Origin of the sequence: Chitinophaga sp. CC14 (genome assembly GCF_048957795.1) — a bacterium.
In the GTDB taxonomy this organism is placed as follows: Bacteria; Bacteroidota; Bacteroidia; order Chitinophagales; family Chitinophagaceae; genus Chitinophaga; species Chitinophaga ginsengisegetis.
In genome coordinates, this window is record NZ_JARBFY010000003.1 from 1,478,154 (window position 1) to 1,501,887 (window position 23,734).

Here is a 23,734-nt window from a genome sequence, read left to right on the forward strand (position 1 = left end):
TCGTTAGCTTTATAGCTCATACAAAACAGCTCAATTATTTGCTGGTAATATTTGTATTAATAGCACTGTGCACCTTCGCCAGTAATTCAGACGCTGAAAATGGTTTCCTGATAAAATCATCGCCCGGACATGCTTCCATAAGGGAGTCAATATCTTCTGATGCGGAAATGATCAGTATCGGTATTTCTTTGGTGTTAATATCTGATTTCAGGCGTCTGCATACTTCCAGTATATTATGGTCCGGTAGCTGACTGTTTAAAATAAACAGGTCTGGTTTCTCAAATGCTCCTTCCAATAATAGCTTTGCATCATTCACAAAGGATATCTGGTAATGCTTTTTAAGCAATGATGATAAAAGCAGTTTTATATCAACTTCGCTTTCTGTGATGAGGATTTTCCTGGTCATAGTAATAACGATTTGATGTGCAGGTGTGGAAACCAATACCGCACCAAAAAAAGCGGCCTGTTCCCTTGGCGCTTGAATATCAATTATTTAAGGATGATGATAAAGGAATGTCTTTAAGTGTTTTATGGAGATGATACGCTACACACCGGGGTGTTATACGTACATCGATACCAGTTCACTGATACTCACGGCATGGGTATTAATAACGGTATCCATTTCGTTCGATGCCAGGTGACATATATAGCCGGGCATGATGGTTACCGGCTTCAGTTGCCAGGTGTGCTGATGATAGGAAACGGTATCCTCCATGGTATTCAACTCATGCAGCGCTTCATTCAAACCCGTGCCGGCAGCTTTTAATACTGCCTCTTTCCGGGTCCAGTACCGGTAGAATATTCCAGGCGCCGCCGGATCATTACGGATGGCGTCCCATTCTTCCGGGGCAAACTGCTGGCGGAAATCTTCAATATGCAGTGGAACGGGCTTTTCAATATCAATACCCACGTATCCTTTGCCGGCAATGGCACATACCGCAATATTACCGGAATGGGAAATATTGAAATCGGGCGCCCCTTTAATAAACGGGCGTTTATAAGAAGTGTACCCGATATCGGAAAGTGTATAGTCAAGGTGCAGGCGCCGGAATGCGTATAGTAACAAATGCTTTCCCAGCAAAGCGGCATGCGCATCTTCCCAACGTCTGTACCTGTATATACCGGGCCTTGCATCTTCAGGCAGCACGGACACCAGCCGGCTGAAAGTGTCTGCAGGCAAGGGGGTATCATAACAGCTGTAATAAACAGAGACGTGGGTCTTCGGCATTTTTTTATCAGGTTTAAAAAGAAGGCCTGCAGGTGCAGCACCCGCAATCTACCCCGGAATTTTCACATTTTTTTTGCAATTGCATTTAATATTTCTTGTTAAATTGGCCGCCGTTTAGAAACATCGGATCATTATTCTCCACAGCTGTATGGAGAAGTAAATAGCTATTATTTCATCAGAATATAATTATTATTTATTAATCTAATGTTAGCAATGTCAGCACGGAACAACCACCATCGCAGGCGGATTAAGCTGAATCCGCATTCTCTCTTTTGTTTTCTTCTTGTATCCATGTTATGCAGTAAACAGGGATCTGCCCAGGTAAACAATCACTCGTCACCACCTTTTACGGCAAGGCTCATCAACATGGAAGCTGCCACCAACACCACGTTTACCTACAACACCAGGCTTCATAACGGAGCTGCTGCATCCCGTGTCTATCAACTTTCTGCAAGCCTGCCCCCGGGATGGAGTTCCTCCTTCAAAGTGGAAGGCGTACAGGTAACATCACTGAATATCGATTCAGAAAAGACCCAGGACATCTCCCTGGAAATTAATCCTGCTATAGAAACAAAACCCGGTAAATACAATATCCCGGTGCTGGCTGTTACCGGAACAGATTCTGCCCGGTTAAACCTCGAGGCAGTAGTGAAGGGCACCTACACGGTTACACTCACCACACCATCCGGGCGGCTCAGCGACGAAGTAACGGAAGGAAACCGGAAAGAGATTCACCTGCTGGTGAAGAATACGGGCACTATTACGCTCGATAATCTCGACCTCTCCGGGCAGGCGCCCCCGCAATGGGAAGCCGCTTTTGTTCCTTCCACTATTACCCGCCTGGAACCCGGAAAAGATGCAGAGGTGATCGCCACACTGAGCGTACCCGATAAAACGCTGGCAGGTGACTATGTTACAAACTTCTCTGTTAAAAACCCGAATGCCTCTTCTACGGCAGCTTTCCGCATGACGGTAAAAACATCTGCACTCACAGGATGGCTGGGCATACTGGTGATAGTAGCTGCGCTTGGCGCCGTTTATTACCTTATCCGTAAATATGGCAGGAGATAGCAGCTTATGGAACATCCAATTATTGAAATGAATGGGCTGACTAAATACTACGGCTCTTTAAAAGCCGTGGACAACCTGCATCTGTCCATCGGGAAAGGCGAAATATTCGGGCTGCTCGGACCCAATGGTGCGGGCAAGTCAACCACCATATTAATGCTCCTCGGCCTCACAGAACCCTCGGCCGGAGAGGCGCGTATCTGCGGCATCAATGCCTCCCGGAATCCTATCCCGGTAAAACGCAAAGTTGGCTATATGCCGGACAGCGTCGGTTTTTACAATGAATTAACCGCATTGGAAAACCTTACCTACATAGGGCGGCTCAATGGTATTCCTGAAACAACAGTGGCAGACGTTGCGCGGAATATGCTGGAGGAAGTGGGCCTCGGTGCAGCCATACATAAAAAAACAGGCGTCTTCTCCCGCGGTATGAAACAGCGGCTCGGCCTGGCGGAAGTACTGATCAAACAGCCCGAAGTGATTATCCTCGACGAACCCACGCTGGGTATTGATCCTACCGGCGTGAGGGATTTCCTGGAACTCATCAGGCAATTAAACGAACGTCAGGGCCTCACCATATTGCTGTCGTCCCACCATCTCCACCAGGTGCAACAGGTGTGTAATCGTGTAGGCATCTTCGTTGGTGGCCGGCTACTGGCAGAAGGCAATATTGAAACGCTGGCGGCCAACTTATTCCAGGCAGCGCCCTATGTGGTGCAGGTAACCGTAAAAACACCGGTGGGCGATACCGGCGCATTGGAAAAGGATCTCCTGCAAATGCAGGCGGTGAGTAAAGTAACCGTCGATGGGGCAGTAGTGGAGATCTCCGGCCAGGAAGATATTACGCCCGGCATTGTACGTTTCTTTGTAAGCAAAGGTTTTGATGTTACCGGTGTACAGCAGAAAAGTTATGGCCTTGATGAAATCTATCAACAATATTTTGAAAATAATTTAAAGGAAAATACATCCAATGAAAAGTCAGGTGGCTTATTTCAACGGTCTTTTTTCGGCAGGTTCAAAAAGCGTTGAGAAAAAACAAAGCAACGCACCCAATCCATTTTCTGTGATGGTGCGCAAGGAAGTAGCCGACCAGGTACGCAGCTGGCGGTTTATTATTTTAGCTTTGCTGATACTGCTTACTTTCCTGGGCTCCATGTATGTGTCTATGACCAACATCAGCAAGGCGGTGGCAAATGCAGGCGATCCCGACAGGTTGTTTTTATACCTGAAGCTACTCACCACAACGGATGGCACACTTCCTCCTTTCCACGTATTTATTGGTTTCCTGGGACCGTTGCTGGGTATCAGTCTTGGCTTCGATGCCATTAACTCCGAGCAATCCAACGGTACCCTCATCCGGCTGATGGCGCAACCGGTTTACCGCGATTCGGTGATCAACGCAAAATTTGTGGCCTCGCTGATTGTTGTCAGCACCCTTTTCCTGTCGCTGAACTTACTGATGATCGGCGGCGGCCTCATTATTACCGGGGTAAGGATAGAACCTTCGGAAGTGATGCGTATTTTATGTTTTGTGGTGTTAAGTGTTATCTATGTATCGTTCTGGCTTAACCTTTCCATCCTGTTGTCGGTAAAGTTCCGGCAAACGGCTACTTCCGCGTTAACGGCCATCGCCATCTGGCTGTTCTTTACGGTCTTTTACCAGGTGTTGCTGAATATCATCGTAAAAGCATTCCTGCCCGATCCCGATGTGCTGAGCCAGGATCAGTTGCTGGCCTACAACAGGATTATTTTAACCTTCCTGCGCTTTATACCAAGCCAGCTGTATACCGATGCCACCACCACGTTGCTGATGCCTTCCGTCCGCAGCCTGGGGCCTCTCACGATGGAGCAGATGGCCGGCGCCATTCCTTCGCCGCTTTCCGTGCGGGAAAGCCTGCTGGTGGTATGGCCGCAGGTAAGTGGTTTGATTGCCGCCACCGTGGTGTGCTTTGCGCTTTCCTACTATCTTTTTATGCGAAGGGAAATACGTACCTGAGTACAGTAAAGGGCTACCGCTCTATTTTTGAGAGATAGCCCTTTACTTATTTTTTTTAAGACAGCAACTTTTTTTGGAGAATCAGAAAGTAATCGTAATATTGCGATGTGCTAATGAGATAATATTATGGGAGCTACCAAATCGGATTTATTCACCAAACAGCAGAATGACGTTGCCAACATGGCTAAAGCACTGGCGCATCCCGCCAGGATAGCCATTTTGCAATACCTCGTGAAAAAGAACGCCTGCGTGTGCGGCGACCTGGTAGAGGAACTTGGCCTCGCACAGGCTACCACCTCCCAGCATCTGAAGGAGCTGAAAACTGCAGGATTGATCCAGGGAACCATTGAAGGAGCCAGTGTATGCTATTGTATCAATCCAAAAGTATGGAACCAGTATCGTGAAATATTTGGCGCCTTTTTCAAAGAAGTGGCGGAACTGAAATCCTGCTGCTAAAAAAATTTGCTTATATATATCGCAATATTGCAATGATACAATGAGTTGCCTGTAAACAACCGTTTCGTAAAAATCAATGCACAAATAGCTATGACCATTTACCCGATGACAGCCGATCATGCAGCAAGCGTACTCGCTATTTACCAGGAAGGAATATCCACTGGTAACGCCACCTTCCAGACTGCAGCCCCCACCTGGGAAGAGTGGGATAAATCCCATCTTTCCAAGTGCCGCCTCGTTGCAATGGAAGGCAGCCAGGTGATTGGATGGGCGGCGCTTACACCGGTTTCCGGCAGGTGCGTTTACGCAGGCGTAGCCGAAGTAAGTGTATACGTTGCTTTAAATGCAGGAGGCAAAGGTGTTGGGAAAGCCCTGCTGAAAAAGCTGGTGGAAGTAAGTGAAGAGAATGGCATCTGGACATTGCAGGCAGGCATCTTCCCGGAAAATACCGCCAGCATAAAGATTCACGAAGCAAATGGTTTCCGCCTGGTAGGCCGGCGGGAAAAGATCGGCAAAATGGGCGACTGGTGGCGCGATACCCTGCTGCTGGAAAAACGAAGCACCAAAACCGGTATTTAACAAACGAACTTATTTCTTATTGACATGCAAAACTGCAATCCGGCACAACGTAAAAAACTGGGCTTTTTAGACAGGTATCTCACCTTATGGATCTTCCTGGCAATGGCCATTGGCGTGGGCATAGGATATTTCTTTCCTTCTTCATCCGGCTTCATCAACTCCTTTTCAACCGGCACCACCAACATTCCGCTGGCAATAGGATTAATACTGATGATGTACCCGCCCCTGGCAAAAGTGAAGTACGATAAAATGAACAAGGTGTTCCGCAATACAAAGGTACTATCCCTGTCGCTGTTGCTCAACTGGGTGATTGGCCCGGTGCTGATGTTTGGCCTCGCGGTTTTGTTCCTGCACGGATACCCGGAATATATGACCGGACTTATCCTGATCGGTCTTGCCCGGTGTATCGCCATGGTGATCGTTTGGAACGAACTGGCAGATGGGAGCCGGGAGTATGCAGCCGGACTGGTAGCGCTCAACAGTATTTTCCAGGTGCTGCTCTACAGCGTTTATGCATATGTATTTATTACCTGGCTGCCAACGGTTTTTGGTATGAAAGGCATAACAGTAGCCGTTTCCATCGGTGAAATTGCAAAAAGCGTTGGCATCTATCTCGGCATTCCATTCGCCGCAGGCGTTATCAGCAGGTACGGCCTGATCGCGTTAAAAGGCGAAGCATGGTTCCAGGAAAAATTCATTCCGTTCATATCGCCCATTACCCTGATTGCCTTGCTGTTTACCATCATCGTTATGTTCAGCCTGAAAGGAGAACTCATCGTACAAATCCCGATGGACGTGGTACGAATAGCCATCCCGCTGATGATCTATTTTGCCATCATGTTCCTGGTGAGCTTTGCATTAGGAAAAGCCGCCGGTGCAGATTATGCTAAAAATGCTTCCATTGCCTTCACCGCTGCCGGCAACAATTTTGAACTGGCCATCGCAGTAGCCATCGGCGTATTTGGCATCAACTCCGGGCAAGCCTTTGTAGGTGTAATCGGACCGCTGGTGGAAGTGCCGGCGCTCATTGCCCTCGTAAATGTTGCCTTCTGGCTCCGTAAACGCTGGTATGGCGGCGGAGTAGAAGCGCCTGTTAATACAATATCAACAACTACTTAAATTTTTATACCATGAGTAATTCAAAAATGACCTGGCAAAGTTTTAAGGACCAGTTGCAACAACATCCGGAACAAATCCTGCAGTTTCAATATGCAGCCAACAAACTGGTAGCTCCTTCTTACCATATTACCGAAATTAAACAGGCGCCCATTACTTCTGTTGATTGCGGCGGTAAGGTAAATGCCTGGACAGAGATCATCGTGCAGTTATGGGAACCGGAAGAAGCACAAACAGACCGCGCAATGGCAGTAAACAAAGCCCTGAAAATAGTGGATCTCGTGGAACGTAACCTCGATCTGAATCCTAAAGCCATCGTAAAGATTGAATTTGGCAACGCTGCATTTGATACCCGCCAGATGTATCCGAAAGAATTGCTGCTGGAAGGAGAGAACCTGGTCGTAAACCTGCAGCCGGATGCCACCCAATGCAAAGCAACGGATCGTGGCGCCACCTGCGGATCACCAAAAACAAAAACGCTGGAAATACCGGTAACAATGGAAGCCGGCCAATCCTGCACACCAGGAGGCGGTTGCTGCTAATTTATAAAATGTACCCATGAAAAAAGTATTAGTGCTTTGCACCGGCAACAGTTGCCGCAGCCAGATAGCAGAAGGCTACCTGAAATATTTCGCAGGAGATAAAGCGGAGATCTACAGCGCAGGCGTGGAAACGCATGGCGTAAATCCCCGCGCAATAGCCACTATGGCGGAAGATGGAATTGATATCTCCACACATACTTCCAATAACATCAATGAATACAAGGGCATCGATTTCGATTACGTGATCACCGTATGTGATAATGCAAAAGAAAGATGCCCGTTCTTCCCGTCCTCTGCCATCAAGCTGCATGAAAACTTTCCTGATCCGGCCAAAGCTACCGGCAGCGAAGACCAGATCATGTCTGAGTTCAGAAGCGTGCGCCAAATAATCAAGGATTATACAAAAGGTTTTGTAGAGCAGTACCTGTAATATCTCTTCTTCAATTCCCCCGGCTGTTAAATAAGTTGGGGGACTTTGATTTTTAATTTATATTTATCATCAGTAGCAAGTGAACAGCCGCCATCCGGACATTAGACAAGCATCACGCTGATGATCGTAAAACAATTCTTACAGCAATATAAATATGAAGTGTTGCTCATTGCCCTGATGCAGCATTTGTTTATCGGGATCTTTTTAAAAGATCTGCCTTTTTACACAGAAGTAATCTGGCCAATCAATATGCTTATCCTGGGCCTGGCAAGCGTGGGTGTTTTTATTGGAAAAGGCGAATGGAAAAACGTCACCCGGAACGCCCTGTTCCTGCTTGTACTGGCCTTACCCATCGGCCTGCGTTTTTGGGGTCGCTATCCCGGCTATTTCCTTTTTCTCAATGTAGCCTATGTGGTATTCTTTATTTTTATCTTCTGGCAGATAGTAGGATTCCTGATCAGGCCGGGCTACATCAATGCCGATATCATTTCTGCTTCCGCCTGCGGTTACCTGTTGCTGATTGAAATATCTACTTTCCTGTTGCAGTATTTCCTGTATCAGAACCCGGCTTCGTTCAAGGGCATTGATATGTCAAACCCCGCTGCCACCTACGTGGACCTGGTATATTTCAGCAGTATTACATTAACCAGTATAGGTTTTGGCGACATCACACCCAGTGCGCATTACACAAAGCTGATCACCTCCGTTTTTGGTATTGCCGGACAGTTTTATACCGTGGTACTGGTAGGAATCATCATCAGTAAATTTTCTTCAAAAAACAGCACAGATGAACACAGCAAGCCGTTATAGATTACAACATTTCATTCCGTGGACGCAAACGAAGATTTACACCATGCTGGTTTTAAGCCTGGTTCCTACGCTGTTGTTTTATTTTTTTAACTGGAAATGGCTCGCTATTCCCTGGGTACCGGTGGCATTGCTGGGTACCGCCGCAGCCTTCATCTCCGGATTCAGAAATACACAAACCTATAACCGTACCTGGGAAGCCCGGCAAATCTACGGCGCTATCATAAACAGCAGCCGCGCATTTGGCATTATGGTCAGGGATTTTATAAGAGTAGCCGATAAAAACCAGGAAGCCGCATTACACCAGCAAATCATCTATCGCCATTTTGCATGGCTTACAGCACTTCGTTTCCAGTTACGGGAAATAAAAAGCTGGGAGAATGTAAAAACAAGAAGTTACAACCGTGCATACCTGAAATACTATAAAGTACCCGAATGGGAAAGTAGTTTGGAAGAAGAACTGAAAGCGTTTTTACCGGAAGAAGAGCGGCAGCAGATACTATCTGCCAAAAACAGGGCTACCCAGCTCATTGCCCTTCAATCCGCACAATTAAGAAGTTTGAATGAAGCCGCCAATATTTCGGATTATAATTATGTAGCGCTGGAAAATCAGCTGAAGGACTTATACGACAACCAGGGTAAAGCAGAACGCATCAAAAACTTCCCCTATCCGCGGCAGTTTTCCAGCATCAACCTCTATTTTACCTTTGCCTTTTGTGCCCTGTTGCCTTTAGGTTTTATCGGTGAGTTTTCCAAGCTGGGAGAGAAGTTTGGAGATGGTATCATCTGGCTCACCATCCCCTTCAGTATATTGATTGGCTGGGTATTCCTGGTATTGGAACAGATAGGAGAAAGCACAGAAAATCCTTTTGAAGGAAATGCCAACGACGTCCCCATTACACAGATCAGCCGGAATATTGAAATAGATGTAAGAGAAATATTAGGCCAGAAAGATTTACCCGCACCCATCACTGCTATTAACAACATCTTAATGTAATAAACATGAGTAACGAGCATCTTACTACCGTGAGAAAATGGTATCCCCGGGCGCTGACTTCCATTGATACGGTTAACCGTTTACTGGATACCATCGAAAAACACCTGGACTTAAAACCGCATCAGCTGATGCATGCCGATAGTATGTGTTGCGATGATGTGAATGCTATACAATATCCCCCACGGGCATACGAAATGCTTGGGCCCTTTCACCTCGGCGGATTGAATGGCTTTCCTTTTGCAGGCATCACAGGAATGAATGCATTTGCCCACCATGTACCGGAAAACGGCGCCGTCATCATCTTCTATGCGCCGCACATCGGCATCACCAAAGATGGCACCATTGGTGAAATCAGCCGTATCGGGCAATCCGGCAACTCCGCCTGCTGCGGCGCGGCCAAAGGAGCGCTGAATAAACTGTTAAACAACGAAATCATCGATGGTAATATCAGTTCCCTGGATTTCCAGATGAACACCATTGAACAGATTTTCCTGCATAACAAATACCGCATCACCTCTGCAAAGAACCAGGTATTTGAGGCCACGGAAGTAATGTACGAAGCCATAGACCGGCGCATGGAAGTGCTGGTGAAAGAAACGAGCTATCCATGTAAATACGTGATGCTGGCAGGCGCTATCTTTATCAATGGCGACAAGGAGATGGGGTCCTTCTGTCAATACAAAAGATTTGATTACATCAACCTTGAAACAAAAGAAAGAAAAAGCCTGCTGAAAGAATACTACGAATAATCCCCGCCCTTACTCATCCGTTCTGAAGGGTGATGCGGGCAGCAACTCCCGGTTATACAAATTAGGGTTCACCGGGTTGTCGGACCACGCATAACGAACGTACCTGGGTACACTGATTTCATCGCTCCACACTATCACTTTGTTCCCTTCTACTTTCGCACTGGCGCATACAAATTTCTTATCAGCGCCCGCAATCTCAAAGGTGGCGGGCATCTCGCCATCATTGGTGATCAATCCACTGCCAGCATCGGTGAAGCTGACAACGATTTTATTCCCTTCCACTACAGATGATTGATAAAGCGGACCGCTGGAAGTAATATTTTCTTTATAAGCTACTTTCATAGCAGCAAGGGCCAGGCGTTCGCCTGCTTCTTTTTTATTATCCGGATGAATGTCGTTCCACTCGCCGAGGTCAATGGCTACCGCCATTCCCGTATTGGGAACAGACAACGCTTTGAATTGCGATTCCCTGAACATGGCCCAGCTGCTTTCAGTTGGCAAATAGGTATAATCCATAAACCCCGGCAGCTGTACATAGAGAAAGGGGAGTGGCCCCTGGTTCCATTTAGCTCTCCAGTCGCTGATCAGGGCCGGTAACAGCTTTGCGTACTGTTTGGGTTCACCGGCATTGCTCTCGCCCTGGTACCAGCAAAATCCTTTTATGGTATAATTGAGTTCCGGAAACACCATCGCGTTATACAACGCCGCCGGTTGATTTTGAAGGTTGATGCCCGCGGTAAAGCTTTCGCGGGGCAATGGCGGGAAAGCCGCGCCCACTTTATAGTGCCAGTCGCCTTTTAAATCAATGGTATCTGTGCCTGAAAAAATACAGTAAGGTTTATCCGGTACAAAACCGCCTTTGCCGCTGTTATTGGTAACCCTTACCACAAACAGGTTTTTACCTGCTTTCAGCAGCTCTGCAGGCACCTGGTACCTGCGTTGCGGATACAGGTAAGTAGTGCGCCCTACCTGTTGACCGTTGATGTAAAGTTCATCTGCATCTACGATCCGCCCGAGGAACACTTTGGCGGGTTTGCCGGCCATCGCAGCGGGGATCTCTATTTCCCTGCGGTACCACACCACACCATTCAGGTCTTTGATGCCCTGGTCTTCCCAGTAACCGGGAATATTGATCCTGCGCCATCCTTTGGGGATATAGGCGGCATCGTACCATTTGTAGGTGCCTGTCAATCCTGCGTCTGCCGGAGGTTTGATGGTGTTTGCCGGGGCTCGTTTGAAGCTATTGAGATAAGCGGTGTCTTTATTTTTTTGGATCGTTGCAGTTGGCGCCGGGAAAGCTTTCAAACCTTCTTCGCTCATCCATGCTTCAATTGGCGTGCCGCCCACGCTGGCATTAATGATGCCTATCGGTACTTTATATTTTTCGTAGAGTTTTTTTGCAAAGAAATAAGCTACCGCTGAAAACGGCCTGACATCTTCCCCGATAGCAGGTTTCCAGGAACCGCCAGGCAGGTCGGACTGAGGACCGGATAAGCTGGTACCTCCGGGTACCAGGAACTGCCGGATCTCCGGGTAATTCGCGGCGGCAATTTCGCCGGCATAGGTGACGTCGTGAATATTCAATTGATGCACCATGTTCGACTGCCCGCTGCAAAACCATACATCTCCAAACAAAATATCATGCAGGGTAATTTTGTTACCCGCAGTAATCTCCATGTTGTACGGGCCGCCGGCTTTGGTAGGTGGTAAATGCACCGCCCAGTTACCGCCTGCATCCGCTTTGGTCTGGTATGTTTTACCATTGAAACGGATCTGCACCTTTTCATTGCCGGTGGCCCATCCCCACAATTTTATTTTTTCATCCCTTTGAAGGATCATACTGTCGCGGATAAGCCGGGGCAACTTCAACTGTGCGGACCCGCTGAATACAGCGAGAAGGAATAACTGGAGGAGTATTAATTTTTTCATATCAGGAACTTTATAAAAGAAGAGGGAGATGCTGATCATTTGCGGCGCTTCATCGTCAACGGATATCGCATACTGCAAGCCGTTTTCCAGGCCGTGGAAATTCAATGTTGGAGAGCAATAAGTATGGATGGTGAAATCTCCTTTTCATCGGTGAAGGGTTGCTAAAAACCAATACTGTTTCCGCCATCTACAGGCAATACTACGCCCGTAACAAATTTGGCCGCATCACTGGCAAGGAACCAGGCCGCCTCGCCGATGTCGGCAGGTTGCCCCATTGTTCCCATCGGTGTTCTGCCAAATACCTTTGCTTTTCTTTCCGGGTCGCTGTCCAATGCCTTTGCGGTCATATCGGAATAAATAAACCCCGGGGCAATGGCATTTACGCGTATACCTTTGGGCGACAGCTCCACGGCCATCGCCCGGGTCATCCCGTCAATAGCAGATTTGCTGGCGGAATAGGCAATCACTTTTGGGATGCCATACTGCGCGGCCATAGAGCTGATATTAATGATGCAACCCGCCTGTTGCTGCAGCATGTTCTTTACCACTTCACGGCTCATCGCAAAAACGGCCGTAAGATTGGTAAGGATTATCTGTTGAAAATCTTCATCTGTTACTTCCGTAAAATCTTTTTTCATATTGGCGCCGGCGTTGTTCACCAGTATATCTACAGGACCGTAGCGGTCAATTACTCCCTGTACAAAACCGGGGATGGCGGCAAGATCGGTTACGTCACACGCCATCGCATGACACAGCGCTCCCAGCTTTTGTTGGGCCGCATCCAGCCTTTCCTGGTTTCTTCCGGCAATCACCACCTCAATTCCCTGCTCCACAAACTTTTCAGCGATGGCCAGGCCAATGCCTGAACCGCCGCCTGTTACAATAGCTAATTTTCTTTTTGTTGCTGTCATCTTCCTTCGTTGGTTTAATATGCTGTGGCTAAATACCCGGTGCAAAAGGGAACCGCAGACTTTTATAGTACTCCAATGTTTTGCCTGGTTGTTCGTATGATGCCGGAATAGGCATTCTGCTGAAAGTCTGGAAATACAAGATACATGCATTTCTCCACCAGATGGCTTCTGTATACTGAATTTTCAGCAGCATGTTTACCTGTTCAAATCTTTGTTTATCTACAAAGGGCTGTAAGCTTTTCCAGGTATCCTGCATCTTTCCTGCGCGTTCAGTGCCTGTGTAATATTGATAGCATAATTCTTCCCATAAGCTCTTCCCGCTTTTCATCCGGAAATTCCAGGGCACATGATGAAACCACAGCAGGTATTTTTCATCACAGGTCTGCATGTTTTCCCATTGTTCTCTTGCAGCCGGCTGGTATTGCGCCAGCGCATTACTGCCGGTTGCTGTGCGGTTAAAGCCGATGCCGGAGCTGTCGGCTTTGTGATAATAAACCGGATTCCATTCAGGGCGTTGCTGGTTATTTACCCAGGGTGCGGGGCCGTAGTGGTGACTGGTACCCATGATATGATGCAGCCCTATTGGGTTGGAATATTGTACAATGATATCGCGGCTTTCCAGCATTAGCCGGGAGGCGGTTTTCAGAAACCGGGGGTTGTTGGAATACGTCATCCGCAGCCACTCATCCGCGATCTGTTCGCTGGAAATAGTGTGGTCCCACGCAAGGCGGCCAAGCGCATACCAGTTTGCCTGCGCAAATGGATGACCGCACCAGTTGATGTCGTTGCCAATATTAGCCACGCCGGCCATGCCGGTTAAAGGATGATGATCCAAACTTCCATCGATTACTTTTGCTACGGTGCTGCCTTTGCCTTTGCTGTATGTATCGCTTTCCAGCGTTTCTTTAAACAACGGCGCGAGGAATACAAGGCTTGTACCCTGACCGAGGTATTCCTGCGTTACCTGGAACTCCATCATCAGGGGTGTTTTAGGCATGGCGCCAAACAACGGGTGAAAGGGTTCTCTTGGCATGAAGTCAATGGCCCCGTTTTTCACCTGTACCAATACGTTCGGTCTGAATGTACCATCAAGGGGAACAAAGTCGTCGTAGGCTTGCTTATGGCGGTCCAGCGGGTTCTCGTTGCTGTAAACAAATGCCCGCCATATCACTATGCCGTTAAAAGGAGCAATGGCATCTGCGAGCATATTGGCGCCATCGGCATGTGTGCGTTTATAGTCCTGCGGGCCGGGCTGTCCTTCACTATTGGCTTTTACCAGGAAGCCGCCGAAGTCAGGCACATAGGTATATATTTCTTTTATTTTTTCCTGCCACCAGTGCTGTACGGATGCGTCCAGCGGGTCCGCGGTTTTTAGTCCGCCTATTTCCATAGGAGCGCTGAACCTTGCGGTGAGATAGATTTTGATCCCGTAGGGCCGCAGCATATCCGCCAGTGCTTTTACTTTTTCCAGGTAGGGTTGGGTGAGCACAACAGCGTTTGCATTTACATTGGTTACTACCGTGCCGTTGATGCCTATAGATGCATTCGCCCTCGCATAGTCGATATAACGCTGATCAATATAACCGGGCAGCGTATGCCAGTTCCAGATAGAAAAGCCGGCGTAGCCTCTTTCTACGGTTCTGTCGGGGTTATCCCAGTGATCCAGCATCCGGAGGCGGATCTTTGGCGCGGAAATAATATTTAGCTGTTGAATGGATTGCTCCGTTTGCAGGAGCCGCAGAAAATGGAAGGTACCATACAGCACACCTTTTTCTGTGTTACCGCTGATGAGGATACACCGTTTGCCGTTGAGTATTTTAGAAAGAATAACAAATCCTTCTTCACCGGCTTGTTGCAGTGGTATGGCTATCCCGGCGTTGCTGATCAGCGGGGAGGAGCGGGGAGTGCCTGCAATGATGGCGCCGTGGCGGTTAACAGCGGTGCTGTGATCTATGGTTGTTTGAAGCAAACCCTGCAAGCCTGTTGATAGTTCATTCTTTACAATATCCATCGTTGCAGATGATCCGCTGGTAATGATCGTAGTAATATTTTCGCGGTAGGATTGCAGAAGTGTTTTATTTCCTACAGGTTTATATCTCAGCCAGAGATCATAACCGTTTTCTCCTTTTGCTATCAGGATGCAGCAGAGGCATAAAATCAATAACGTGTGTTTTTTCATACAGACAACAAACTATTTTATTGAATTAGTGTCTTTCTGACAATGATGCCGGAACAAGGTATCATAATCGTGGAATAATTCTTTAGTGCCGGGTTCCGAAAGGTGGCGAAATGCCTCATTTTACGCATTATTTTCGCAATCGGTTGCGTAAATATCACAAAAAAAAACCTATTCCGGTAATTTTTTCAGGGAAGAAGCCCTGATCACCATTTCCGCACGGAGCGTAATGGCATCGGTGGTATACAGGTTGCTGATCCCTTTAAGATGATTGATTAAATAGGTAGCGGCGGTATCGCCTATACTGTTGCCGGAATAGTCCATCGTAGTAAGATTGGGCTCAATCACCCTGCTGATGGGGTCATTGTTAAAACCGGCAAAGGCAATATCCTCCGGAATGCGCAGGCCCGCGGCTTTAAGCGCCAGCATGCAGTACACGGCGGCCGTGTCGTTGGCGGAAAATACGGCATCCGGGCGCTCACCGGGAGCTAAGTCCAGGATATACCTGGCGGCATCTGTACCGGCCTGCTCGGAAAGCGTGCTGGATAAGTAAAGCTTTTTGGAAAAGGGCAGGTGATGGTCCTGCAGCGCTTTCTTGTAGCCGTTAAGCCTTTCCTGGTACACATTCCGCAGTAAATTTCCTCCCAGGTGCATGATCCGTTTGCAGCCTTGCCCTATCAGGTGTTTGGTAATATTATAGGCCGCCTCGTGGTTATTGATGCCAACCGAAGTGCTTTCCTCATGGGGAAACACGCGGTCGAAGAATACTACGGGTATTTTCCGTTTAAAGAAAGGTTCCAGGTGGTTAATGTCCTGCGCGTTGGACGACAGGGAGATGAGGAGTCCGTCTACTCTTTTATTAAACATGGTGGCCGCGTTGCGCTTTTCCTTCTCTACATCTTCGAGCGATTGCGCAATAATCAGGTTGTAACCATGCCGGTTGGCGGCATTTTCCATGCCGGCCAGGGCGGACGACATAAAGTGACTGTTCAGCCGCGGCACCAGCACGCCCAGTGTATGGGTATGCCTGCTCCTTAAACTGCTGGCAAATGTATTGGATTGATAACCAAGCGTTTTTGCAGCCTCCACAATCTTTTTCCGGGTGTTTTTGCTGATCATAGGGTTGTTTTTCAACCCCCTGCTCACCGTGGCGGCCGAAACATTCAGGTATTTGGCTATGTCGTATATCGTGGCTTCCCGGTCTTCTGGCATTTTAGTACAGCTGTTTCTCAAAGGAAATGAACTTTTTCTGAATAAAAAAATGCAATCGGTTACGTAAATCTGATTTTTTCTTATATTCGTTTCACTGGACGAGCCCTGACCCATCAGCCAGCAATCCATTTTTTTTACGTAAAAAGCCCGTTATGAAACAACTTATTGATCAACCAAAATCCGGTAGCGCTCATCTTTTTACGGTGCCTCTGACGCGGGGCATTGTCAGGCTGTCCATCAGCCGGATATTGACCATGGCTTTTTTACAGCCTTCTTTTCCTGGCGCAGATCGTATTAAAGATGCCATAGTATTCAAAGCATCTTCAGAAAAAAATAACATTTATGTTAATGCATGAAACCATGCGCTGGTTTGGGCCGCATGATATTGTTAGTTTAAAGGACATCCGCCAATCCGGTTGTGCAGGTGTGGTTACCGCGCTGCATCATATCCCGGTGGGAGATGTTTGGCCGGTAGCAGAAATTCAACAACGGAAGTCCCTCATAGAAGCCGAAGGCATGAGCTGGACGGTAGTAGAGAGCCTGCCCGTAAGCGAGGATATAAAACGGCGCAGTGGTAATTACCCCGCGCATATAGAAAATTATAAGAAGAGTTTGCAACACCTCGCCGCCTGCGGCATAAAGGTGATTACGTATAACTTCATGCCGGTGCTGGATTGGGTCCGCACGGATATTAGTCACACCATGCCCGACGGCAGTAAGGCACTCTATTATGAACGCGCCGCCTTTGTAGCGTTTGATCTCTTCATGCTAAAAAGACCGCATGCAGAAAAAGACTATAGTACAGCTGAAATTGAAGCAGCAGAAAAATGGCTGCATACACATACGGACGAACAAAAAAACGAAGTATTCCGGAACGCGCTGCTGGGGCTGCCAGGCAGCACTGGTCGCTTTACGCCGGAAGAAATTCTGACGGCACTGGAAACATATAAAGAGATAGATGCTTCAACATTAAGGGAGCACTTATTTTATTTTTTGAAAGAAGTGGTGCCCGTGGCGGAACAACTGGGCCTGAAAATGGCTATACACCCTGATGATCCGCCTTATGCGGTGTTGGGATTGCCCCGTGTTGTCAGTTCAGAATCCGACTTGTTTGCAATCGTGAACGCCGTTCCTTCGCCGGCAAACGGACTGTGTTACTGTACCGGTTCTCTGGGTGTACGGCCTGGTAACGATCTTACCGGCATCATTCAGCGATTGGGTGCGCACATTCATTTTCTTCACCTGCGCAACACCCGGCGCGATGCATCCGGGAACTTTTTTGAGGCAGATCATTTAGATGGAGATGCAGATATGGTGGCTATCGTACGTGCGTTACTGTTACTGATGAAACAACGGAATGTTTCCCTGCCGGTACGGCCGGATCATGGTCACCAGATGCTGGATGATTTGGCTAAAACCACTTATCCGGGCTATTCCTGCATAGGGCGGCTGAAGGGACTTGCTGAACTCCGCGGGCTGCAAATTGGTCTTGCCAGCGTGTTATAGGATAAAGCTGCAGTGCATTTCCTGTAATGCTATGCCACGGCGTTCCGGCAACGATTGCGTAAAAAAATACTTTTTTGCATGTATATTTCTGTAGCTTGATTCTGCTAACGGAGACCAGAATTCCATATCAGCATTATCATGAAGCAACTATTTTACCTCTTACTCGTTATCCTCTTCGCCACAGGCGCAATGGCACAACAAACATACCCCTCACGCTTAACAGTGGCTAAAGATGGCAGCGGGGATTATGCAACCATCCAGGAAGCGGTGAATGCCGTAAGGGCCTATTCTCCCGTACCACTTACCATTACTGTTAAGAATGGGATATATCCTGAAAAACTGGTGATCCCTTCATGGGTAACGAATATCACCTTCATTGGCGAAAGTCGTGATAGTACTATTATTACCAACGATGATTATTCCGGTAAGATAGTGGGAGATAAGAAGCTCAGCACTTTCAACTCCTACACCGTATGGGTACAAGGCAACGACGTGACAATAGAAAACCTGACTATACGGAATACGGCAGGACGTGTAGGCCAGGCCGTTGCCCTGCATGTAGACGGCGATCATTTCGTGATCCGCAACTGTAACCTGCTTGGCAACCAGGATACGCTGCTAACGGCCAACAGCAACAGCTGCCAGTATTATGAGAATTGCCTCATTGAAGGGACTACCGATTTCATTTTTGGTCCGGCTACAGCCTTGTTCCATCATTGTACTATCCGGAGTCTTTCGGATTCCTATATCACTGCTGCTGCTACCACAAAAGAGCAGGCATATGGATATGTGTTCCTGGAATGTAACATCACCGCAAACAAAGAAGCAGGTAAGGTATACCTCGGCAGACCTTGGCGCGCCTATGCCCGTACCGTTTTCATCCGTTGCGAATTGGGAAAGCATATCCTGCCGGCCGGCTGGCACAACTGGGATAAAACAGAGAATGAACAAACTGCTTTTTACGCAGAATACGATAACAGGGGAGAAGGGGCTGTTGTTACAGGAAGGGTGCCGTGGAGCAAACAGCTGAGCGGCAAACAGGCAAAAGAATATACGCCGGTAAAAATATTAGGTGGATGGAATCCCGTTTACAACGAAAAATAACTGGTATGAATATACGAAAGATAGGCGTTCTATTGACTGTAGGTATGGGAGTGGCTGTACACGCTTTTTCGCAGTATTCCTGGAAGCGGTTACCTGAAATAAGCCCATGAGCTGCCGGATACGCCGCACCCCGTTCTGGTTTTTCGACCCGTGGTTTGATAAAACGATGGACTACTCCAGCGCCTTCTTACAAAAAGTTTTCAGGTAAACCGGTGCTAAAAAATACGACACCGGTTACTTCTCCAGGAAATAACCGGTGCCGCTTATAAAGACTCTTCTGCTTTATCAATCATATCCCGGGTTCTGTGGGAAAGTAGCTTTGTTATTCATGATATCTATTTCCTGCTGTGGTATGGGGTAAATGAGACGGAAGGCCGGCAGACTCACCTTTTTATTAGCCAGTATTTCGGAAACGGCGCGGTTGGTACGTAGCAGGTCAAACCAGCGGTCGCATTCAAATGACAGCTCCAGGCGGCGTTGCCGGTATATTTCATTCCGGAAGCTGGCCTGGTCCGGCAGGTTGGTAGCCGTTAGCTGCGGGAGACCAGCGCGGGTACGTATCATATTCAGGTAAGTAAACGCATTGCCCGCGGCGCCGTATCCCTGCTCATTGAGGATCTCTGCCTGCATCAGCAGCACATCTGCAAAGCGTAATACCGGGAAGTCGTTGCCAGCGTTTCCGTTAATGGGTTCGTCCACGAACTTACGCGGCATCATATTGGCATTGCCGGTTGGCTTAACGGATTCCGACAGCGGTTTGCGCAGATCTGCGTCGTCATAGGCTTTCAGCAGTGTGGTATCTACTGTGATCGTTTGTGAATTGGCGTACCAGAAGCCATGATCCTGGCCGGCTACACCTTTTGCATAGCGTACGGCGAACAGTATTTCCGCATTGTACTTATTGTTGGTGCTGAATACATCCGCTACTTTGGGCAGCAGCGTAAATACGTTACTGTTTATTACATCCTGCAGCACGGTTTGAGCAGCGGCATATTTTTTCTGGTAGAGATATACCTTGCCCAGTAATCCTTTTGCTGCGCCGCTTGTAACACGCCCTGACTCTGTAGCAGCGTATGTTGCAGGTAAGTTGGCGGCGGCGAAAGTAAGATCTTCTTCTACCTGTTTGTAGATGGATGCTACATCATCGCGTTTAAGGTTTACGGCGTTAACCGGATCTGTGGTAGTAGTCAGCAACGGTACTGCTCCCCACAACCTTACCAGGTTAAAATAATCCAGTGCCCTGATAAAACGCGCTTCTCCCTTAATACGGTTTTTCAATGTTTCATCCATGCTGATGCCATCAATAGCAGCCAGCAGCGTGTTGCACCGGAAGATGCCGTTATATACGCCTACCCATGCATTGTAAAAGTTGGTATTGCCAGGATTATCCGAATAGCGGTTGATCTGGTAGTTTTGACCGGCATTGGAAGAAGGGTCCTGGTCTGTAAAATTGTCCGCGCGTGCCTCCATCAGTATTTCAAAGGTGGCGCCGTATTGACTGCTCTGCGCAAGTGAAGCATAACAGCCATTTACCGCAGTTACCGCATCGCCGGCGGTTTTAAAGAATTGGCCGGGTGCTATGGTAGACACGGGGTTGAGATCCAGGAACTCTTTATTACAGGAGGCAAAAATTAATACCAGTACCGGAAGATAAAGTTTATATTTTTTCATGGTTTGCTGCATTAAAAAGTGACGTTAAGACCAATCATGTAAGTACGTGCCAGCGGGTAGGAACCATAGTCCTCTCCGGCTGTAAGCGCGTTTTCCGTACGGTTGCTGATCTCTGGATTAAATAAAGAATATTTGGAGAAGGTGAACGGATTTTGAACGGCGCCATAGATCCTTGCAGATGAAATGCCTGCCCTGCCCAGCATAGCGGTGGGGAAGTTATAGCCAAGCGCAATGTTCCTGATCCGTACATACGATCCGTCTTCCACATGCCAGGATGAAGTGATACCGTTACCGCCTGTAGCCAGCCTGTTGGCGCGGTTTACTTTACCATTCCCCGGATCTTCCGGCGAAACATAATGATCTTTTACCTCGCTGAGGTTATTGAAATTACCCTCAACATTGGCGATATAACGTCTGAAGAGATTAAGGATCTTGTTACCCTGGCTGCCCTGGATAGAAATACTCAGATCTACATTCTTATAACGCACCGTATTGCTGAACCCAAAAATGTATTTCGGCTGGAAACTGCCCACAATAGCCCTGTCGTTGGCATCAATCTTACCATCGCCGTTGATATCCTTAAATTTCAGATCGCCCACGTGTGTAGGATTGCTGGTTTTAGCGGAAGTATCCAGGTCGCGCTGATCCTTGTAAATACCATCTGCCACGTAGAGATAGTAAGAACCGATGGTTTCACCAATTTTAGTAATGAAGTAAGTATTGCCGGTGCCGCCTGTGGCAATGATAGGAGCGCCTGAAGAACCTAACCTGGTTACCTTATTGGTGTTAAAGGCAATGTTGGCATTTCCTTCCAGTTGCCAGTCTTTCCCGATCTTTTTATTATAAGACAGTGATATTTCCAGCCCTTTATTGTTTACTGCGCCGATATTCTGCAGATAGGTACTAAAGCCGGATGCGCCGGGAACAGGCAGGTTGAGCAGCAGCTTGGTGGTTTTCGCATTATAGTAGTCAACCGTAAAGTTCAACATCTCGTTAAACAAACCTATTTCCAGTCCGAGGTCAAAGCTGGCCATACTTTCCCAGGTGAGGTTGGGGTTAGCCGGACTGGTTACAGACACGCCGTTTACCAGCGTCTGGTTCCCCAGGATGTAGTTACTGTTTGCATTACTCATTTGTGCCAGCGATCCATAGTTCGGGATCTGGAAGTTACCGGTAAGACCATAGCTGCTCCTGATCTTTAAAGAACTGATTTGTTTTACGCTGCGGAAAAATGGTTCGTTGGAAACCTGCCATGCGCCTGATACCGCAGGGAAGGATGCCCACTTGCGGTTGATACCGAAACGGGAAGATCCGTCGCGCCTGATAGAGGCAGTCAGGTAATATTTGTTGGCGTAGCTGTATTGTGCCCTGCCCAGCCAGGAGTTGAGGCTCCATTGTTCCAGGCTGGAACCGCCTGCATTTACCTGTCCCGCGTTCAGGGTAGTAACGATGTCCGTGGGAAAGTTGTTGGCAGTAAGGGTATTGTGTTCCTGGTTTTCTTTCTGCACCGTAAACCCGGTCAGTACATCTAATTTATGTTTACCAAAAGTTTTATTGTAGGTAAGCGTATGCTCGGTAAGCCAGTTGGTGTACATATCCGTGTTGGAGAAGCCTGTTGCTACAGACGGCAGCGTACCGGAAGGAAGCGGTAAGTTGGACGGCCGGTAATAATCCCTGCGGAAGCTGTTCAGGTCTGTGCCTGCAACAATGCGGTATTTCAGATTTTTAATGAATTCATATTCCATATAGGCATTCGCCGTTAAACGGAAATTCTTGATCCGGTCTTTCACCAGGGAAGCTACCGCTACGGGATTCAGCTGGTTGGTTTGTCCGTATCCCCATACATTCACAGAGTCCGCAAAGGTACCATCGGGGTTGCGCACCGGGAAAATAGGAGCATAGCCCAGCGCCAGTGCAATTACGCCGGAATTAGGCGCAAACCAGGGGCCTTCTGCATTCACCAAACGGTTATCCGTATAGGAAGGCGTCATGTTCACACCAAAGTGGAATTTACCGGAGCCGCCATCAACACGGAAGCGGCTGGAATAGCGCTTGTAGTTGTTGTTGATCACGATACCATCCTGGTTAAAGTAGTTGGCGGAGAAATAGTAGGAAAGATCTTCGTTGCCGCCGGATACGCTAACCGTATGACTTTGCATAGGCGCCTGCCTGAAAATTTCTTTTTGCCAGTCGGTATTGGTGAGCCCGGGTTTACCTTCCAGGTAAGGAAGTATCTGTGGCGGAATCCGGGTAGAGGGATTTTGTGGTCTTACACTGTTTGGATCTGTTGGTTTGCCGGTAGGCACAGCATCCAGGTAAGCGTTGTTATGGCCTTCATACACGAGCTTTGCATAATCATATGCGTCCAGTACATCTACATGCTTGTTTACTTCCTGCAGGCCATAACTGCCGTCGTAGTTGACAGTCATTTTACCGGCTTCTCCTTTTTTGGTACGGATCAGTACCACGCCGTTGGATCCCCTGGAACCGTAAATGGCGGCAGATGCGGCATCTTTCAGCACATCGATGGACGCAATATCATTCACATTGATAGATGCCAGCGGATTAAAGGGCTGCTGATAATTATTTACACCGGGGGAAGCGCTGCGGGTATCGTTGGTAATAGGCAGGCCATCTATAACAAACAACGGATTATTGCCGGCGCTGATAGAGCCTACGCCACGCACGCGGATAGAAACATTCCCGCCGGGTGCGCCATTGGTTTGCATCACCTGGATACCGGCCATTTTACCGGCCAGCGCCTGGTCAAAAGAGGTAACTGCCTGCTGTTTCAGGTCAGACGAACGGAGCGAAGACACGGAGCCTGTCAGCTCTTTTTTTGTACGTGTACCATAACCCACTACCACCAGTTCATTCAGTCCTTTGCTGGCCTCTTTCATACGGATCAGCAACAGGTTGCTGTTCCCGTCTTTTACCTGGAACCCGTTTAACAGGTTGTTTTCATAACCAATAAAACTAAACGTAAAATCATACAGGGCGCCGGTTTTCATTCCCTGTAACCTGAAAACCCCTTTTTCATCTGTGGTGGTGTTTATCTTATCGCTGCCATTACGCTGTTTAACCATTACAGACACGCCAGGCAGTGGTTCGCCACCTTCACTCATAACACTACCTTTAATAGTTACGGCGATGTCTGTGTCCTGCGCATGGGCATGCAGTACACAGCTGAACACTAAAAGCACACAGAGGTACCTTTTTAAAAGTCTGATCATTTTTTGACAGGTGTTAGTTAAAGT

The 23,734-nt window shown here is 47.9% G+C and carries 22 protein-coding genes and 1 pseudogene; 14 read left to right on the forward strand and 9 right to left on the reverse strand.

The annotated features are described in order from the left end of the window. Positions 1 to 34 precede the first annotated feature (34 nt). Together PV783_RS16045 and PV783_RS16050 are read right to left on the reverse strand one after the other, a co-directional pair. On the reverse strand, positions 35 to 406 hold the full coding sequence (locus tag PV783_RS16045) for a response regulator (RefSeq protein WP_420988722.1): 372 nt from the start codon (positions 404 to 406) through the stop codon (positions 35 to 37). Positions 407 to 559: 153 nt separating this feature from the next. After that, a complete protein-coding gene (locus PV783_RS16050) occupies positions 560 to 1,228 on the reverse strand; it encodes a 4'-phosphopantetheinyl transferase family protein (protein ID WP_420988723.1) in 669 nt (222 codons plus the stop codon). A gap of 213 nt (positions 1,229 to 1,441) precedes the next feature. Here PV783_RS16050 and PV783_RS16055 point away from each other — a divergent pair, with 213 nt between their 5' ends. From PV783_RS16055 to PV783_RS16105, 11 genes are all read left to right on the forward strand, one after another. Then, the gene (locus tag PV783_RS16055; protein ID WP_143313476.1) at positions 1,442 to 2,299 is read left to right on the forward strand and encodes an NEW3 domain-containing protein; all 858 of its coding nucleotides are present in this window, start codon (positions 1,442 to 1,444) and stop codon (positions 2,297 to 2,299) included. Between the two features lie 6 nt (positions 2,300 to 2,305). Continuing rightward, complete coding sequence (locus PV783_RS16060) at positions 2,306 to 3,325, forward strand: ABC transporter ATP-binding protein (protein WP_420988724.1); 1,020 nt, start codon at positions 2,306 to 2,308, stop codon at positions 3,323 to 3,325. After that, positions 3,267 to 4,292: an ABC transporter permease gene (locus PV783_RS16065; protein ID WP_420988725.1), complete on the forward strand. Its 1,026-nt coding sequence runs from the start codon at positions 3,267 to 3,269 to the stop codon at positions 4,290 to 4,292. The genes PV783_RS16060 and PV783_RS16065 overlap by 59 nt, the downstream gene beginning before the upstream one ends. Before the next feature lie 126 nt (positions 4,293 to 4,418). Then, complete coding sequence (locus PV783_RS16070) at positions 4,419 to 4,748, forward strand: ArsR/SmtB family transcription factor (RefSeq protein WP_079467915.1); 330 nt, start codon at positions 4,419 to 4,421, stop codon at positions 4,746 to 4,748. Between the two features lie 45 nt (positions 4,749 to 4,793). Beyond that, positions 4,794 to 5,327, forward strand: a complete 534-nt coding sequence (locus PV783_RS16075; protein ID WP_420988726.1) for a GNAT family N-acetyltransferase — start codon at positions 4,794 to 4,796, stop codon at positions 5,325 to 5,327. A gap of 24 nt (positions 5,328 to 5,351) precedes the next feature. Beyond that, complete coding sequence (arsB, locus tag PV783_RS16080; protein WP_420988727.1) at positions 5,352 to 6,446, forward strand: ACR3 family arsenite efflux transporter; 1,095 nt, start codon at positions 5,352 to 5,354, stop codon at positions 6,444 to 6,446. Positions 6,447 to 6,457: 11 nt separating this feature from the next. Continuing rightward, entirely contained in the window at positions 6,458 to 6,985 is a 528-nt protein-coding gene (locus PV783_RS16085; RefSeq protein ID WP_420988728.1) for a DUF6428 family protein, read from the forward strand. A gap of 16 nt (positions 6,986 to 7,001) precedes the next feature. Beyond that, positions 7,002 to 7,415, forward strand: a complete 414-nt coding sequence (locus tag PV783_RS16090; protein WP_420988729.1) for an arsenate reductase ArsC — start codon at positions 7,002 to 7,004, stop codon at positions 7,413 to 7,415. Between the two features lie 120 nt (positions 7,416 to 7,535). Next, positions 7,536 to 8,225, forward strand: a complete 690-nt coding sequence (locus PV783_RS16095) for a potassium channel family protein (RefSeq protein ID WP_336386006.1) — start codon at positions 7,536 to 7,538, stop codon at positions 8,223 to 8,225. Then, positions 8,203 to 9,219, forward strand: a complete 1,017-nt coding sequence (locus PV783_RS16100; protein ID WP_420988730.1) for a bestrophin family protein — start codon at positions 8,203 to 8,205, stop codon at positions 9,217 to 9,219. Before PV783_RS16095 ends, PV783_RS16100 begins: the two co-directional genes overlap by 23 nt. Before the next feature lie 5 nt (positions 9,220 to 9,224). Beyond that, positions 9,225 to 9,968, forward strand: coding sequence for a hypothetical protein (locus PV783_RS16105; RefSeq protein WP_420988731.1), 744 nt, complete (start codon positions 9,225 to 9,227; stop codon positions 9,966 to 9,968). Positions 9,969 to 9,977: 9 nt separating this feature from the next. On the opposite strand, the gene PV783_RS16110 is transcribed toward PV783_RS16105, so the two are convergent. From PV783_RS16110 to PV783_RS16130, 5 genes and pseudogenes are all read right to left on the reverse strand, one after another. Continuing rightward, a complete protein-coding gene (locus PV783_RS16110) occupies positions 9,978 to 11,897 on the reverse strand; it encodes a sialate O-acetylesterase (RefSeq protein WP_420988732.1) in 1,920 nt (639 codons plus the stop codon). Between the two features lie 39 nt (positions 11,898 to 11,936). Continuing rightward, positions 11,937 to 12,026, reverse strand: a pseudogene (locus PV783_RS16115) (hypothetical protein); the annotation flags it as partial. Positions 12,027 to 12,058: 32 nt separating this feature from the next. After that, on the reverse strand, positions 12,059 to 12,808 hold the full coding sequence (locus PV783_RS16120) for an SDR family NAD(P)-dependent oxidoreductase (protein ID WP_420988733.1): 750 nt from the start codon (positions 12,806 to 12,808) through the stop codon (positions 12,059 to 12,061). A gap of 28 nt (positions 12,809 to 12,836) precedes the next feature. Beyond that, positions 12,837 to 14,987 carry an alpha-glucuronidase family glycosyl hydrolase gene (locus PV783_RS16125; protein WP_420988734.1) on the reverse strand — a complete coding sequence of 717 codons (2,151 nt, stop codon included), beginning with the start codon at positions 14,985 to 14,987 and terminating at the stop codon, positions 12,837 to 12,839. Positions 14,988 to 15,155: 168 nt separating this feature from the next. After that, the gene (locus tag PV783_RS16130; protein ID WP_420988735.1) at positions 15,156 to 16,196 is read right to left on the reverse strand and encodes a LacI family DNA-binding transcriptional regulator; all 1,041 of its coding nucleotides are present in this window, start codon (positions 16,194 to 16,196) and stop codon (positions 15,156 to 15,158) included. Positions 16,197 to 16,348: 152 nt separating this feature from the next. On the opposite strand from PV783_RS16130, the gene PV783_RS16135 reads away from it, so the two are divergent. The 3 genes from PV783_RS16135 to PV783_RS16145 all read left to right on the forward strand — a co-directional run bounded on the left by PV783_RS16135 (position 16,349) and on the right by PV783_RS16145 (position 18,806). After that, positions 16,349 to 16,552: a hypothetical protein gene (locus PV783_RS16135; protein ID WP_420988736.1), complete on the forward strand. Its 204-nt coding sequence runs from the start codon at positions 16,349 to 16,351 to the stop codon at positions 16,550 to 16,552. Continuing rightward, on the forward strand, positions 16,539 to 17,702 hold the full coding sequence (gene uxuA / locus PV783_RS16140) for a mannonate dehydratase (RefSeq protein WP_420988737.1): 1,164 nt from the start codon (positions 16,539 to 16,541) through the stop codon (positions 17,700 to 17,702). The genes PV783_RS16135 and uxuA overlap by 14 nt, the downstream gene beginning before the upstream one ends. 138 nt (positions 17,703 to 17,840) lie before the next feature. Continuing rightward, positions 17,841 to 18,806, forward strand: a complete 966-nt coding sequence (locus PV783_RS16145; protein ID WP_420988738.1) for a pectinesterase family protein — start codon at positions 17,841 to 17,843, stop codon at positions 18,804 to 18,806. A gap of 285 nt (positions 18,807 to 19,091) precedes the next feature. Here PV783_RS16145 and PV783_RS16150 read toward each other — a convergent pair whose 3' ends face one another. Both PV783_RS16150 and PV783_RS16155 read right to left on the reverse strand, forming a co-directional pair. Then, entirely contained in the window at positions 19,092 to 20,477 is a 1,386-nt protein-coding gene (locus tag PV783_RS16150; RefSeq protein WP_420988739.1) for a RagB/SusD family nutrient uptake outer membrane protein, read from the reverse strand. An 11-nt stretch (positions 20,478 to 20,488) separates the two neighbouring features. Beyond that, a complete protein-coding gene (locus PV783_RS16155) occupies positions 20,489 to 23,680 on the reverse strand; it encodes a SusC/RagA family TonB-linked outer membrane protein (protein WP_420988740.1) in 3,192 nt (1,063 codons plus the stop codon). Between the last annotated feature and the right edge of the window lie 54 nt (positions 23,681 to 23,734).